The organism is Herbaspirillum lusitanum (assembly GCF_026127345.1).
Taxonomy (GTDB): domain Bacteria; phylum Pseudomonadota; class Gammaproteobacteria; order Burkholderiales; family Burkholderiaceae_D; genus Herbaspirillum; species Herbaspirillum lusitanum.
Genome location: NZ_QXFG01000008.1, coordinates 935,980 through 949,643, shown reverse-complemented (window position 1 = coordinate 949,643; position 13,664 = coordinate 935,980). Strand labels below are relative to the sequence as shown.

The 13,664-nt window shown below is 62.7% G+C and carries 15 protein-coding genes; 2 read left to right on the top strand and 13 right to left on the bottom strand.

Annotation, left to right across the window (positions count from 1 at the left end; genetic code table 11):
• The first annotated feature begins 21 nt into the window (after positions 1 to 21).
• Together DXT88_RS12605 and DXT88_RS12600 are read left to right on the top strand one after the other, a co-directional pair.
• Positions 22 to 225, top strand: coding sequence for a DUF2970 domain-containing protein (locus tag DXT88_RS12605; protein WP_407649332.1), 204 nt, complete (start codon positions 22 to 24; stop codon positions 223 to 225).
• Between the two features lie 51 nt (positions 226 to 276).
• On the top strand, positions 277 to 489 hold the full coding sequence (locus DXT88_RS12600) for a hypothetical protein (protein WP_265213853.1): 213 nt from the start codon (positions 277 to 279) through the stop codon (positions 487 to 489).
• Positions 490 to 491: 2 nt separating this feature from the next.
• On the opposite strand, the gene DXT88_RS12595 is transcribed toward DXT88_RS12600, so the two are convergent.
• From DXT88_RS12595 to DXT88_RS12535, 13 genes are all read right to left on the bottom strand, one after another.
• Entirely contained in the window at positions 492 to 779 is a 288-nt protein-coding gene (locus DXT88_RS12595; protein ID WP_016833713.1) for a gamma-butyrobetaine hydroxylase-like domain-containing protein, read from the bottom strand.
• Between the two features lie 18 nt (positions 780 to 797).
• The gene (locus tag DXT88_RS12590) at positions 798 to 1,778 is read right to left on the bottom strand and encodes a HEAT repeat domain-containing protein (protein WP_265213851.1); all 981 of its coding nucleotides are present in this window, start codon (positions 1,776 to 1,778) and stop codon (positions 798 to 800) included.
• A gap of 9 nt (positions 1,779 to 1,787) precedes the next feature.
• Positions 1,788 to 2,633, bottom strand: a complete 846-nt coding sequence (locus DXT88_RS12585) for an ABC transporter ATP-binding protein (RefSeq protein WP_265213849.1) — start codon at positions 2,631 to 2,633, stop codon at positions 1,788 to 1,790.
• A 4-nt stretch (positions 2,634 to 2,637) separates the two neighbouring features.
• On the bottom strand, positions 2,638 to 3,522 hold the full coding sequence (locus DXT88_RS12580) for an ABC transporter permease (RefSeq protein WP_265213848.1): 885 nt from the start codon (positions 3,520 to 3,522) through the stop codon (positions 2,638 to 2,640).
• 24 nt (positions 3,523 to 3,546) lie between these two features.
• Positions 3,547 to 4,965, bottom strand: a complete 1,419-nt coding sequence (locus tag DXT88_RS12575) for an ABC transporter substrate-binding protein (protein ID WP_265213847.1) — start codon at positions 4,963 to 4,965, stop codon at positions 3,547 to 3,549.
• A 57-nt stretch (positions 4,966 to 5,022) separates the two neighbouring features.
• A complete protein-coding gene (locus tag DXT88_RS12570; RefSeq protein ID WP_016833720.1) occupies positions 5,023 to 5,256 on the bottom strand; it encodes a 4Fe-4S dicluster domain-containing protein in 234 nt (77 codons plus the stop codon).
• Positions 5,257 to 5,282: 26 nt separating this feature from the next.
• Positions 5,283 to 7,028 carry a fumarate reductase/succinate dehydrogenase flavoprotein subunit gene (locus DXT88_RS12565; protein ID WP_265213845.1) on the bottom strand — a complete coding sequence of 582 codons (1,746 nt, stop codon included), beginning with the start codon at positions 7,026 to 7,028 and terminating at the stop codon, positions 5,283 to 5,285.
• A 33-nt stretch (positions 7,029 to 7,061) separates the two neighbouring features.
• Complete coding sequence (locus DXT88_RS12560) at positions 7,062 to 7,817, bottom strand: GntR family transcriptional regulator (protein WP_016833722.1); 756 nt, start codon at positions 7,815 to 7,817, stop codon at positions 7,062 to 7,064.
• A 149-nt stretch (positions 7,818 to 7,966) separates the two neighbouring features.
• Positions 7,967 to 9,457, bottom strand: coding sequence for an amidase (locus tag DXT88_RS12555; protein ID WP_265213843.1), 1,491 nt, complete (start codon positions 9,455 to 9,457; stop codon positions 7,967 to 7,969).
• Entirely contained in the window at positions 9,454 to 10,905 is a 1,452-nt protein-coding gene (locus DXT88_RS12550) for an allophanate hydrolase (protein WP_265213841.1), read from the bottom strand. Before DXT88_RS12550 ends, DXT88_RS12555 begins: the two co-directional genes overlap by 4 nt.
• 11 nt (positions 10,906 to 10,916) lie before the next feature.
• Complete coding sequence (locus DXT88_RS12545) at positions 10,917 to 11,669, bottom strand: ABC transporter permease (RefSeq protein WP_265213839.1); 753 nt, start codon at positions 11,667 to 11,669, stop codon at positions 10,917 to 10,919.
• 6 nt (positions 11,670 to 11,675) lie between these two features.
• Positions 11,676 to 12,659, bottom strand: coding sequence for an ABC transporter substrate-binding protein (locus DXT88_RS12540; RefSeq protein WP_040503316.1), 984 nt, complete (start codon positions 12,657 to 12,659; stop codon positions 11,676 to 11,678).
• Between the two features lie 44 nt (positions 12,660 to 12,703).
• Complete coding sequence (locus DXT88_RS12535; protein WP_265213835.1) at positions 12,704 to 13,561, bottom strand: ABC transporter ATP-binding protein; 858 nt, start codon at positions 13,559 to 13,561, stop codon at positions 12,704 to 12,706.
• Between the last annotated feature and the right edge of the window lie 103 nt (positions 13,562 to 13,664).

Below are 13,664 nucleotides of genomic sequence, written 5' to 3'. Positions count from 1 at the left end.
GAGGGAATTCACATGACATCCATGCAATCCAAAGAGTTACGGAAACGTTCGTTCTTCGCCACGCTGGCGGCGGTGTTCTGGTCCTTCGTAGGACTGCGCCGCCTCGCCGATTACGAGAAGGACGTGACCTCGTTCAATCCGTTTTATGTCATCGGCGCCGGTGCGGTCGGCGTCGGCATTTTCATCGCGGTGCTGCTGGTCGTGGTGAAGATGGTGGTCGCCTAGCAAGTGGCCCGTCAAGCTTGCGTTCACGTTGTTTTTTGAGGGAGTATTGCCATGGACAACAAATCCGTACAGCACTTCTTGCGCACTTATGGCCGCACAGGCAGCGCCGCCACGCTCCATCATCAGCGCGCATCGGCGTTCATACTGGCGACCCTGTTGATGTTCTCGTTCGCCACCCACATGGCGGAACTGGACACGGCGCTGCTGCGCATGCTGGCGCAGCTCGGGACCGATTGCGTGTGGTGCTCCGTGACGCCGTACTAAGTTTATGAGGATAGCGACCGCAGGAACACCCAGGGATAAATCCCGCGGTCGTGCCCGTCGCTGAACACCAGCTGGACGCCATATTCGCCCACCGGACGGATATCGGCCAGTTGGATATCATCCTGCACCGGCAACGCCTCGCCTGAATTGCGGCGAATGGTTTTGCAATCCGCACACTGGCATTGCCCGCGCAACAAGGCATGCGCCAACGCCTGTTGTGCACCGTCATCCCAGGCGACATGCAGCGTGGCCGAAGGCTTGTGGTTGCGGAGGCTGAGCGGATGAGCCATGGAGTTTCCCTGTGGACTTCAGACCGCAAGGCGGATCTGTTCCAGCGCCAGCCGGACCGCCTTGCGCACTTCGGGGTCGCCATCCTGCTCCGCTTCCAGCAAGGCCGGCAAGGCCGACGCGTCGCGGATCTCGCCGAGCGCCAGCGCCGCTTCCTTGCGCAGGTTGCTGATCTCGTGACGCAAGGTCGCCAGCAACGGGGCGATCGCCTCCTTGCTGCGCAGCCTTCCGAGACTGCGTGTGGCGCGCAATCGCACTTGCCAGTAGGCATCCTCCAACGCCGTAATCAATTCTGCCGTGGCCGCCGCCAGGCGCAGTTTGCCGAGCGTGGTCGCGGCTTCTTCGCGCACCTGCCAGGCGGCGTCGCGCAAGGCCGACAGCAAGGCCGGCAAGACGCTTTCATCGGTGCAGAAGCCGAGCGCGCCGGTTGCCGCGCGCCGCACTTCCGGATCGCTGTCGTTGGCAGCCAGTTGCATGATGGGCGCCAGCGCGCGGACTTGCTTCAGATAACCGAGCACCGAAATGGCTTCGCGTCGCACCGATGCATCGGCGTGATCCAACGCCGTCAGCGCCGGCTCCAGACTGTCGGGTACGCGCAGCTCGCGCAAGGCGCGCAGGATCGCGACGCGCACGAAAGGACGCTCATCCTGCGCATGCGGCAACAGCAATTCCGCCGAGGCCGGGTCTTTCAATTCGCTCAGCGCGTGGGCGGCGGCTTCGCGCACTTCGGTGTCTTCGTCGGTCAGCAGCACGATCAGGCCGGCGACGCTGTCGTCGCTTTCAAAGGCCTCCAGCGCGCGCGCCGCTTCCAGCCGCACCTCGGGAGAAGGATCGCCGAGCGCCTCGGCCAGCAACGGCGCATGTTCATCGCCGGCGACGTCGATCAGGTCCAGGATGGCGATGCGGCGCACCGCACTGTCGGGGTCGCGCAGACGCGCGCGGAATTGCCCGATGCCGTCGTCGGGGTTGAAAGAGGTGTTGATGTTGATGACTGCGCTCACTGCGTTTCCTTAAATGGCGAATTGAATATGGGTCAGGTCGGGCGCGCCCAGCGGGCTCAGCCGTTCCAGCGGAACCACCCGGGTTTCGGGATGGAGCAGGGCGAGGCAGTGCCGTTTTAGTTCAGTGAATTCGCGCGAGGTCACCAACTCCGGTCCGCGCGGACGGGCGAAGTCCAGTTTGATTTCCTCGATGATGCGCCCCGGCCGCGGGCTCATGACCAGGATGCGGTCGGCCAGAAACAGCGCTTCGTCGATGTCGTGGGTGATGAACAAAATAGTGGTTTCGATGCGCCCCCAGACTTCCAGCAACAGCTCTTGCATCTTGAGCCGCGTCTGCGCGTCGAGCGCGCCGAACGGTTCGTCCATCAGCATCACGCGCGGATGGTTGATCAGCACGCGGGCAATTTCCACGCGCTGCTGCATGCCGCCGGACAAGTGCGCCGGATAGCTGTGTTCGAAGTCTTCCAGTCCGACCAGTTTCAGCAGGTCGCGTGCGCGCTGATGACGCTCACCGCGCGCCACGCCTTTCATCTTCAGGCCGAAGGCGACGTTGTCGAGCACGCGCTTCCATGGGAAAAGAGTGTGATGCTGGAACACCAGCCCGCGATCCGGATGCGGACCGTCGACAGCCGCGCCGTCCACGCGCACGCTGCCGGCGCTGGCGCGCAGATGGCCTGCCAGCGCACCCAGCAGCGTCGACTTGCCGCAGCCGGACGGGCCCAGCACGCAGACGAATTCGCCGGGAGCGATGGCGATGGACACATCCTGCAATGCTTCAAAGCGGTGCTTGCCTTCGCCCAGTTCGATATGCAGGCGGTCGATGTCGACCTTGCCGAATTTTTCCGTTGTCGTCATGTGTCTACCTTTGCAACAGATACCAGGGCATCAGCAGGCCGCCCAGTTTCTTGATCAGGGCGCTGCTACCCATGCCCATGACGCCGATGAAGAGCATGCCGACGATGATGTCCGCGTAGTTCTGGATCGTATACGAGGCCCAGGTGTAGTAGCCGATGCCGAACTGGCCCGCGATCATTTCCGCCGTGACCAGGCAGAACCACGCCGTGCCCATGCCGATCGACAGGCCGGTGACGATGCTGGGCGCCGCCGCCGGCAGGATGACTTCGGTGAAGATGGCGCGTCGGCCGCTGCCGAGGCTGCGCGCCGAAGCGATCAGGCGCGCATCGACGCCTTCGACGCCGTGGATGGTGTTGAGCAGGATGGGAAACAGCGCACCGATGAAGGTGATGTAGATCATCGAGATTTCCGACGAGGGAAACATCAGGATAGCCAGCGGTATCCACGCCACCGCCGGGATCGGTCGCAGCAGTTCGAGCGGCGGCAGCAGCACGTCGGCCAGCCAGCGCAGCCGGCCGATCAGCATGCCCAGCACGATCCCCGCCAGTGCGGCGACGACGAAGCCGGCGAACACCCGGTACAGGCTGGCGCTCAGATGCGACAGCAGCCTGGGCGATTGCGCCAGCGCCCAGGCGGCCTGCAACACTTCTTTCGGCGAAGGCACGTTCTGGAACGTGATCAGTCCCAGGTTGAGATGTACGGTGGAGGCCCATTGCCACAGCAACAGGCAGACCGCGACGGAGGCCAGGCGCAACCCGTAGTGCAGCCAGTTGTGCAGCCACTTTTGCAGAGCGGCGTCCAGCGAAGGCAGCACGGACAGCGTTGGCGATACCGCATTGTCCTGCCGCACGCCATCCGCTGCCGGACTATAGGAAGTACTCAAGGCCATGATCTGACTCCGTCGCAGGGGGGATTAAACCGAACCGGCTTTGGCGGCGCTGAAGTCCAGCACCTTGCCGTTGTTCTTCTTCGCCCACGCTTCGGCGGAGCTCTTCAGCAGGAAGGCGCTGACGTCGTTCTTGCCTTGTACGAACCACGCATCGGCAGCCAACAGCTTCAGGCCGCTGTCACGATCGTGCGCATAGACGGTGCGGATCTTCTTGCCCGACTTTTCCAGCTTGCGCGCTTCCGACAGAGCGGTTTCCAGCGTGGCGTAATGACGCACCAGCGGTTCGCCCTGGACCCAGATCTGGCCGACGCGTTTCGGATCGGTGATGGCTTTGCCGGTCAGGCTGTCCTTGGCGGTCAGCGGCGATTTCGCATAATTTTTCAGATGCGCTTCGTAGTCGAGGCCGGATTGCTTGAACGCCGTGCGCAGGTACTCGTCGACGATGAAGGTGTTGGCGTCGAGATCGGTCTCGGTGCGCTTCATGGCTTTCAGCGTGTCGATCGAGGTCTTGACGGCCTGGCGGTATTCCGGCTTCCAGGTAAAGTCGCGCGTCTGCAGGCCGAGCGGGCCGTGGAACAGGTAATTGACCTCGGCTTCGATGCCGGTGACTTTTTCGATCAGCTCGCTGTACTTCTCAGGCTCGGCGGTGAACAGGCGATCCGCTTCGATGGCGGCGCGCAGGTAGGCGATCACGATCTCGGGATATTTCTTTGCATAGTCGGAATCGACCAGGCTGCCGTGCAGCGTCGGCGTGTTGGCTTGCGAACCGTCGAAGATCTTGCGTGCGTAGCCGCGATGCGGGAACAGTTCGGCGAACGGCACGAAGTCGGCGTGCGCATCGATCTTGTTGCTCTGCAGTGCGGAGCCGGCCACTTCAGGCGCCTGAGTGATGATGTTCACGTCCTTTTCCGGATCCCAGCCCTGGTCCTTGACGGCGCGCAGCAGCATGCCGTGCGCGGTGGAGGCGAATGGCACCGAGATCGTCTTGCCCTTCAGTTCGGCCAGCGATTGCACGGTCGACGCCTTCGGCACCACGATGCCGTTGCCGCTGCCGGTCGTGCTGCCGGACAGCACGGTGATGAACAGGCTGCGCTTGCCGGCCTTCTGGAACGCCGCGCCGTTGAAGGAGCCGGGGAAGTCCGCCATCGACCCAAGGTCGAGCTTGCCGGCCACCATTTCATTGGTCAGCGGTGCGCCCGAGGTGAAGTTTTTCCACTGGATGTCGTATTGCGCATCCTTGTATCTGCCGTCGTGCGGCAGGTATTTCTCCAGCAGTTTCAACTCGCGGATCAGCAGGCCGCCGGTGGCGCAGTTGATGGTCGTGTCCTGCGTGCCGATGGCGATGCGGATGGTTTCCGCCTGGACCGCGCCAGTCATGGAAGCGGCCGCCAAGGCGAATGAAATGCCGAACAGGCTCTTGTAGATGTTGTAACGCAATTGCATTGTTATATCCCCTGATGAAAGATCTGCATGGACGACTGTCGCAAGGTGGCCAATGCGTCAGCGCAACAGATACGGTATGTCTACATGGACTGCCCCGGTCGGGCAGTCCTTCTCACAGGGCATGCAATACCAGCACTCGTCGAACTTCATGAAGGCCTTGCCTTTGGTGAGGTCGATGGCGAGCACATCGAGCGGGCAGACGTCGACGCAGACGGTGCAGCCTTTTTCGGCGATGCATTTGTCTTCGTCGATGGTGACGGGGACGTTGGTGATGTTGAAGGCGGTTGGCATTGATGGGTCCTCACTCGTTTCAGGTATCAGGCTGCTGCAGGCTCGGCTGTAGCAGCTGCGTCCTTCTTGATGCGCAGATGCTGGTAGGCGTCTTTTTCCTTGTCGTCGAGCGCGACGATGTACGGCTCGATGAGGCGCTTGAAGCAGATCATCTGGTCCTGCTGCTTCTGCAGTTGCACGTGCACCAGCCATTCGGCGTCGTTGCGTTCCGGATAGTCGACCCGGTTGTGGTACAGGCCCCAGCGGCTCTCGGTGCGGTACAGCGAAGCGCGTGCGGCCATTTCGGCGCAGTCGCGGATGGCGTGGACTTCCAGCGCGCGCATCAGCTCGTGCGGATTGCGCGCCTGCAGGCGGTCGAGGTCTTCGCGGATGGACTCGAAGCGTGACAGGCCGATCTCCATCTTGCGCGTGACCTTGGGCGGTTGCAGGTAGTCGTTGACCATGCGGCGCAGCTTGTATTCCACCTGGTTGGGCGGCAGGCCGTCGGTGCGTTGCAGCGGCGCCCAGACGCGCGCGCGTTCGGCGTCGACCTGCTGCTGGCTGACTTCGGCGAGCGGCTGCCCGGCGCAATAGCGCGCCGCGCTTTCACCGGCCAGCTTGCCGTAGACGAAGGCGCCCAGCATGTAGTTGTGCGGCACGCAGGCAAGATCGCCGGCGGCATACAAGCCAGGCACCGTGGTCTCGGCATGTTCGTTGACCCACACGCCGGAAGCCGAGTGGCCGCTGCACAAACCGATTTCGGAGATGTGCATTTCCACCATTTGCTCGCGGTAGTCGGTGCCGCGCCCTTCATGAAAGCGGCCGCGGCTGGGACGCTCGTTGGTGTGCAGGATGGTCTCGATGGTGCGGATGGTTTCTTCGGCAAGATGGTTCAGCTTGAGGAACACCGGACCGTTGCCGCCTTGCAGTTCGTTGTAGAACTCCTGCATCATCTGGCCGCTCCAGTAATCGCATTCGATGAAGCGTTCGCCGTGGCTGTTTGTCGTGAAGCCGCCGAACGGGCCGGTGACGTAGGCGCAGGCTGGGCCGTTGTAATCCTTGATCAGCGGATTGATCTGGAAGCATTCGATGCCCGACAGCTCGGCGCCGGCGTGATACGCCATGCTGTAGCCGTCGCCGGCGTTGGTCGGATTTTCATAGGTGCCGAACAAATAACCGGACGCCGGCAGGCCGAGGCGACCGGCCGCGCCCGTGGACAGCACCACGGTCTTGGCGCGGATTACATGGAAGTCGCCGGTGCGGCAATCGAAGGCCATGGCGCCGGCGATGCTGCCATCCTCGGCCGTGAGCAGGCGCGTCGCCACCAGGCGGTTGGTGATTTCCACGCGGGCGCGCTTGAGACGGCGGTACAGCACCTTCTTGATGTCATGGCCTTCCGGCATCGGCAGGACGTAGGTGCCCATGTGGTGCACCTTGCGCATGGCGTAGTCGCCTGTCTCGTCTTTCTCGAACTTGACGCCCCAGCGATCCAGCTCCTCGATCATCGGGAAGCTGCCCTGAGCGTAGGCCATCACGGTCTTCTGGTTGACGATGCCATCGTTGGCGGTGGTGATTTCCTTGACGTATTGCTCGGGCGTGGCGAAGCCGGGCACGATGGCGTTGTTGAGCCCGTCCATGCCCATCGAGATGGCGCCGCTGCGCTTGACGTTGGCCTTTTCCAGCAGCAGCACGCGCAATGCCGGGTTGGCTTCCTTGGCTTTGGCGGCAGCCATCGGACCGGCGGTGCCGCCGCCGATAACCAGTACGTCGACGGTTTGGATATGGGTTTCCATGAGGTTCTCCTGTGTCCTGTATTTGTCCGGCGCTTATTCTGCTGCCGTCGGACGGCGCGCGATGCGCAAGTGGTATTGAAAGGTCTCGCCGCGGAAGTACAGATATTCGAAATCCAGCGGCTTGCCGTCGGCGGTATAAGTCAGGCGCTCGATGCGCAGCAGTGCGGTGCCTTCGCTGACCTGCAGGGCTTCGGCCAGTGCGTGGTCGGCGATGACGGCGCCGATTTGCAGGTCGGCGTGGCCGAGTGCGATGCCGAAATCGTTTTCGAAGATCAGGAAGATGTCGCGGCCGGACAGGTCTTCATTGCGCAGGCGCTGGCCGAGTTCTTCCGGCAGGTAGGTGATTTCCAGCGACACCGGCTCGCGGTTGAGGTGGCGCACGCGGCGGATCTCGGCCACCGTCGTGCCGACTTCGACGCCCAGTTGTTGCGCCACTTCAGCAGTGGCGGGCAGGGTGCGATGACCGACCACGCGGTTATGGATTTCGTAACCCTTGCGCGTCATCGCCTCGGCAAAACCTTCCAGCCGGGTCAGCTCCTGCGCGGCCTTTTTCTTGGCGACGAAAGTACCTTTGCCGGGGATCTTGAAGATCACGCCTTCGCGCTGCAGGTCGCTTAGCGCCTGGCGCACCGTGATGCGACTGACGCCGAAGATGGCGCCCATTTCACTCTCAGGCGGCAACTGCGCATGCGGGCCGTAGGTGCCGTCGAAGATGCGTTCGCGCAGCATGTCCTTGACCTGTACGTACAGGGGGACGGGAGAGGGTTCGACGATCTGGAAATCGGGCATTGCATGTCCTGGGTGTTGCTGTTTGTTTCAAATCAACCTGTCATGACAGGTTATGACCAATGACCAGATGGTAGAGAGACCCGCTTGTCTTGAGAACGAATCTCTTCGTACATGCTTATGACGAAAATGATTTTCACGCCGTCGTCGCCTCAGTCCAGCGTGCAGACATGCACCGGCGGCGTCGTGTTGAACCAGTGCGGGCGCGCTGCTTCCAGTTGTGTCGCAAGTTGCAACAGGCGCGCTTCCTCGAACCATTTGGCGTAGAGCTGCACGCCCACCGGAATACCGTTGGCATCCTTGCCGGCCGGCAGGCTGATGGCGGGAAGACCAGCCTCGCTGGCGGGGATGGCGTAGCGTCCGGCATCCAGCAGTTCATTGATGTAAGCGTCGAAGTCGCGGTCATTGGCCAGCGAAAACGGGCCGTTGGCCTTGGGTGCGGGAATCGCGAAGGCGGGCGCCAGCAGCGCGTCGTACTTGCCGAAGAATTCACCGAGACGCAAGGCATGCGCATTGTTGCCGGCCTGATGCCGCAGGACGTCGCGCTTGTCGTAGCGTTGGGCGTTGAGCCAGAACTTGCGCGTCATCGGCGCCAACTGTTCCAGCAGCTCGGGCGGGATGCCGTCTTCATGCGGCAGGCCCCACATGGCCGGACGCATGCCCAGCCAGAAGGTGCTGAACGAGGGCCAGAAACGGTCCCAGTCGGTGATGATGCTGTCGTCGATTTCTTCGACTTCATGGCCGAGCTCTTGCAGTGCAGCGGCAACCTCACGCGTGCGCGCGGCGATATCGGCGTGGCACGCCGTAGCGCGGCCCCATGCTCCGGTCGACAGCGCGATGCGCAGCTTGCCGGGTGCGCGTTGCAAGGCCGAGGCAAAAGTATGTGTCGGCGATATGCCTGAGACGAAGCTGTTGCCGGCCGGGTAATCGGATGCCGCAGCGTCGAGGAAAGCCGCCGTATCGCGCACGGTGCGCGAGAACGTTCCTTCCCCGATGGTGGCGTTGCCGTATTCGTTGAAGCTCCACGGCAAGGGCAGGCGGCCGCGCGACACCTTGAGGCCGATCAGGCCGGTCAGGCTGGCCGGGATGCGGGTCGAGCCGGCACCGTCGGTGCTATGCGCCAGCGGCGTCACGCCGGCCGCAACCAGCGCGGCGCTGCCGCCCGAGGAGCCGCCCGGCGTGTAGTCGGGATTCCATGGATTGCGCGTGACCTTGAGGCCGCGATAGGTGGTCGTGGTGTCGTAGGTCATGCCCAGTTCGGCCGTGGTCGAACGGCCGACCGAAATCAGGCCGGCACGATGCAGGTTGGCGATCAGCGGATCGGTACGCGCGCTGCGCTTGTCCTTGTTCAGGGCCGAGCCGTTTTCGGCCAGACGGCCGCCGATGGTCGAGCCGAGATCCTTGATGAACAGTGGCACACCCCACAGCGCCCCGTCGGGATTGGCGCCGTCGGCCGAGGGCGCTGATGTGATGTCGTCAAAGGTCTCCAGCACCGCGCCCAGTTGCGGCTCGAGCAGCCGTGCAGCTTCGACGGCCTGTGCGACGGTCTCGGCCGCGCTGACCTGACGCGTGCGCACCAGTTCTGCCAGAGCGACGGCATCCAGCCGTCCCCATTCTTTCCAGCTCAACGCAGGCTTGCTCATGCGGGTACTCCCGAGATGCCTGGCGCAGCGCCGTGATAGGCATGGCCGGTGGCGCCCAGCTTGCCGCCGACGGCATCGTGGAAGGCCTGCGCATACGGCAGCAGGCGTTTATCTTCGAAGGACCTGGCGAGCAGGCACAGGCCGAACGGCAAGCCGTCGCTGCGCAAACCGGCGGGCACGCTGATCGCCGCCAGCCGCAATGGATTGGCGAAGTAGGTGTAATAACCGAGGTTGGCGTTGAGCGCGACGGGATCGGCTTCGACGTCCTTGATCCGATAGACGGTTCCTGCCGTCGGCAACGCCAGGATGTCGACTTTGTCGAGCTCCTGTGCGGCCTTGCGCTTGTGCGATTCGAGCGCATAGACGGCGTCGAAGCCGTCGGCGGCGCTGTAGCGTTTCGCCGCCAGGATCGCCAGCCTTACGGCCGGATGGACGTGGGGATCGGCAGGTTCTGCGGCGGCGCCGTAGGTCAGCCAGCGTTCGGCGATGAAGGCGCTGTTGAAGACCAGCTTGCCGGCTTCGGCGAACGGTTCGAAGTCGATTTCCATCGCCTCGCCGCCGAGGTCGATCAATCGACGTACGGATGTTTCGAACTGCGCCTCGGCGAGCTGGTCGCCAAAGAAGTTCAGGTATTTTTCAGCCGGCAGGCCGAAACGGAAATGTTTGGGCAGGCGCGCCGGCGGTTCTTCGCGGGGAACGTTCACGGAGTAGATGTCGCGTGCGTCATAGCCTTCGATTTGATCCAGCACGGCGTAGGCGTCTTCGCTGGTCAGCGCGAACACCGGAGGTACGTCGAAGCTGCGGTTGCAGTAGAGGAAACCGTAGCTGCTGACGCGCCCCGGCGTCGGTTTCAGGCCAACGATATTGTTCAGCGCCGCCGGCACGCGTCCCGAGCCGCCGGTGTCCGAACCGATCGAGAAACTGACCTGTCCCGTGCTGACCGCGACCGCGGAACCGGAGCTTGAGCCGCCGGGCACGTAGTCCGGATTGAATGGATTGCGGCAATAGCCTTGCGGCGAGCGGATACCGACCAGTCCGGTGGCGAACTGATCCATGTTTTGCTTGCCGATCAGGATCGCGCCCGCCGCTTGCAGGCGTTCCACGACGTGAGCCGTACGCGTGGCGGTGTAGGTGAAACTGGCGCAGGCTGCGCCGGTTGGCAGTCCTGCGACATCGATGTTGTCCTTGACGCCGAAGGGCAGGCCGAACAAGGGCAGCGATGCACCGTGCGCGGCCGCCTGTTCAAGCTTGCGCGTTTGTTCGATGAGTTGCTCCTGCGGAATCAGGTAGGTCCAGATGTGCCGATCACGATGTTCCCGGATGCGGCGATGGACTTCTTCCACCAAGGCGAGCGGCGAGAGGCCGTCGCGATAAGCGGCAGAGAGTGTGGGGAAATCGAAGCTGAGCGTCTGCAGTTCAGGCGCGGACAAGTCGAGTGGTTTATTCATGGGAGACGGCCTCAGGTGGACCAATGCAAAAGGCGTCGCGAGGCCGACTGGAACAGCCGGTCTGATACCGTGGAGATGAAGCCGAGCACCAGCAGGCCGGCCATCATGTGACCGATCTGCATATTCTGCTGCGTGACTTCGAGGCGATAGGCGATGCCGGCATAGGCGCCTGCGAGTTCGGCCGCGACGAGCGTGTAGAACGCGATGCTGAGCGAGGTGCGCAGGCCGACGAAAATCACCGGCAAGGCGTCCGGCAACTGTACGGTCCACAACAATTGCCAGCGCGTCGCACCCAGGCTTTGCGCTGCACGAACCAGCGTTTCGGTCACGCGCTGCACCCCCATATGGGTGGCCAGCCAGACCGTGAAGAATACGCCCCAGAACACCAGGAACCATTTTCCCAGCTCGGTCAGGCCGAACCAGACGATCACGATGGGCACGAAGGCGATCGGCGGAATCGGCCGCAACAGTTGGAATATCGGCGTCAGCAATCCCGACAGGATGGCGCTGCCGCCGGTCAGCACACCGATGACGACGCCGACCGCCGCGCCGACGCTGTAGCCGATCACCACGCGGGCGATGCTCCAGCCGGCGTCGGCGACGCCGTCGCCATGCAGCATATAGTCGAAGAAGGCCTTGACGACCACCGTCGGCGGAGGGAACAGCAGCGGGTTTACCAGTTCAAGTCCGGCCACCAACTGCCAGATTGCCAGGAAGACCGGTATCGACAGCAGCCTGGCCCATTGTTCAGCGGGGATACGCATGGCTGATCAGAGGCCCGGGATCTTGACGCGCTCCGGCGCAACCTGTTTCAGCGGCGCGGCGAAGATGAACTTGTGGAAGTCGGGCAGGGTGGCGCCGGTCGGCGCATTGCCGGATTCCAGGCGCCATTCGGCGTGGTTCTTCAGCGTCGACAAGACGCGTTCGTCGAGCACCAGTTCGAAGATGTAATCGTTCCAGATCTCGGCCAGTTCTTCCTTCTTCATGCCGGTTGCGGCGGCAATGATGGTGATGCTTTCATCGCGGTTGGCCTTCAGGAAACGTTCTGCATCCAGTATCGCGCGCAGGAAGGCGGTCACGGTCTTCTCGTTCTTGCTCAAATATTCCTCGGTCACGACCAGGTTGAAGGTCTCGGCGTAGACGCCTTTGGTGTCGAGTTCCCTGACCTTGTCGCCGAGTGCCTTCTTGCCGTTGCTGATGTGCGGCTCCCAGGTGTTGTAGGCGTCGATGCTGTTGGTCGACAGCGCCGCCACCATGTCTTGCGGACGCAGGTTGACCAGCGTGACGTCGTTCCTGGTCAGGCCGGCTTTCCTGAGCAGCGTCAGCGTATAGATTTCGCCGCCGGTGCCGACGGTGTAGCCGATGCGCTTGCCCTTGAGATCGGCCGTTGAGTTGATGCCCGCAGACTTGTTGACCAGGGTCTTGTCGTCGGAATACTCCATGCGCGCCAGCAAGGCGATCTTCTGGCGCGCCAGCGCTGCCGCGGTGATCGGCGCTTCCGCCGTGGTCGCGATGTCGGCGCCGCCGCCGAGTACGGTTTCAAGCGCCTGGCGGCCGCTGGTGAAATTGTTTACCGCGACGTCGAGGCCGTATTTTTCAAACAGGTTCTTTTGCTTGGCGATGATGGCCAGGCCGGAGATCGGAGCCAGGTTTTGCGCCAGGCGGATCTTGTCCGCAGCGTGGGTGAAGCCGGAGGAAATCGCCAGCAGGATGGCGGCTCCCGTCAATACAAAACGACCAATGTGGTGTTGCATGCAGATACCCTTTGTTGTTGGATTAATGAATGAATGCAGGAAGCTCAGGCGGCAATGCGTTGCGGCGCCGGAGCAATGGATTCGCTCCGGAACGACTGCAGGCTCTCGTCGGCAATCAGTCCGTGCAGGCGTGCGCGGATATCAAGGAATTCCTTGCTCAGGACGACGTCGGCCAGGCGCGGACGTTTCAACGCCACCGGCACCACCGCCTTGACCATGCCGGGGCGCGCCGTCATGACATAGATGCGGTCCGACAGGAAGATTGCTTCGTCGATATCGTGCGTGATGAACAGCACCGAGATGCCCAGCGTCTGCCATAGATCGGTCAGCAGCTGCTGCATGATTGTGCGGGTCTGTGTATCGAGCGCGCCGAACGGCTCGTCCATCAGCAGGATGCGCGGATTGGCGGCGAGGGCACGGATGATGCCGACGCGCTGTTTCATGCCGCCCGACAATTGCGCCGGATAGAATTTTTCGAACCCGGCCAGCCCCGCCTGTTGCAGCAACTGCCGCGAGCGCTGCTGACGCGCGTATTTGTCGATGCCTTGCAACTTGAGGCCGAATTCGACATTGGCCAGCACGTTTTTCCACGGGAACAGCGAATACTGCTGGAACACCACGCCGCGATCGGCGCCGGGACCGGTGATGGCCTTGCCGTCCAGGCTGACGCTGCCTTCTGTCGAAGCGACGAAGCCCGCGACCAGGTTCAGCAAGGTCGACTTGCCGCAGCCGGACGGGCCGATGACGCTGACGAATTCGCCGCTGCGCACGTCCAGCGTGACGCCTTGCACCGCCTGCACGCTTTGGCCGCCTTGGGCAAAGCGCACCGACAGATCGCGGATCTCGATGTTGCCGACCGCCGCGACCGGGGATGGTGCGACGCCGGGAAATGGAGTTGTCATAACAGGTCTTGATCGATGAGGTGCTGCGAGTCTAAGTCGCGTTGCCAAGACCTGGGAACGAAGTAATTCGAGATTCGATATGCGTAGAAATGCAGTGGCGTCA

Bases quoted from the DNA above. Each gene is read 5' to 3' on its own strand.
- DXT88_RS12570 (WP_016833720.1), bottom strand. From the start codon at position 5,256: ATGCCAACCGCCTTCAACATCACCAACGTCCCCGTCACCATCGACGAA.
- DXT88_RS12600 (WP_265213853.1), top strand. From the start codon at position 277: ATGGACAACAAATCCGTACAGCACTTCTTGCGCACTTATGGCCGCACA.
- DXT88_RS12580 (WP_265213848.1), bottom strand. From the start codon at position 3,522: ATGGCCTTGAGTACTTCCTATAGTCCGGCAGCGGATGGCGTGCGGCAG.
- DXT88_RS12595 (WP_016833713.1), bottom strand. From the start codon at position 779: ATGGCTCATCCGCTCAGCCTCCGCAACCACAAGCCTTCGGCCACGCTG.
- DXT88_RS12540 (WP_040503316.1), bottom strand. From the start codon at position 12,659: ATGCAACACCACATTGGTCGTTTTGTATTGACGGGAGCCGCCATCCTG.
- DXT88_RS12605 (WP_407649332.1), top strand. From the start codon at position 22: ATGCAATCCAAAGAGTTACGGAAACGTTCGTTCTTCGCCACGCTGGCG.
- DXT88_RS12560 (WP_016833722.1), bottom strand. From the start codon at position 7,817: ATGCCCGATTTCCAGATCGTCGAACCCTCTCCCGTCCCCCTGTACGTA.
- DXT88_RS12535 (WP_265213835.1), bottom strand. From the start codon at position 13,561: ATGACAACTCCATTTCCCGGCGTCGCACCATCCCCGGTCGCGGCGGTC.
- DXT88_RS12555 (WP_265213843.1), bottom strand. From the start codon at position 9,457: ATGAGCAAGCCTGCGTTGAGCTGGAAAGAATGGGGACGGCTGGATGCC.
- DXT88_RS12545 (WP_265213839.1), bottom strand. From the start codon at position 11,669: ATGCGTATCCCCGCTGAACAATGGGCCAGGCTGCTGTCGATACCGGTC.
- DXT88_RS12565 (WP_265213845.1), bottom strand. From the start codon at position 7,028: ATGGAAACCCATATCCAAACCGTCGACGTACTGGTTATCGGCGGCGGC.
- DXT88_RS12585 (WP_265213849.1), bottom strand. From the start codon at position 2,633: ATGACGACAACGGAAAAATTCGGCAAGGTCGACATCGACCGCCTGCAT.
- DXT88_RS12575 (WP_265213847.1), bottom strand. From the start codon at position 4,965: ATGCAATTGCGTTACAACATCTACAAGAGCCTGTTCGGCATTTCATTC.
- DXT88_RS12550 (WP_265213841.1), bottom strand. From the start codon at position 10,905: ATGAATAAACCACTCGACTTGTCCGCGCCTGAACTGCAGACGCTCAGC.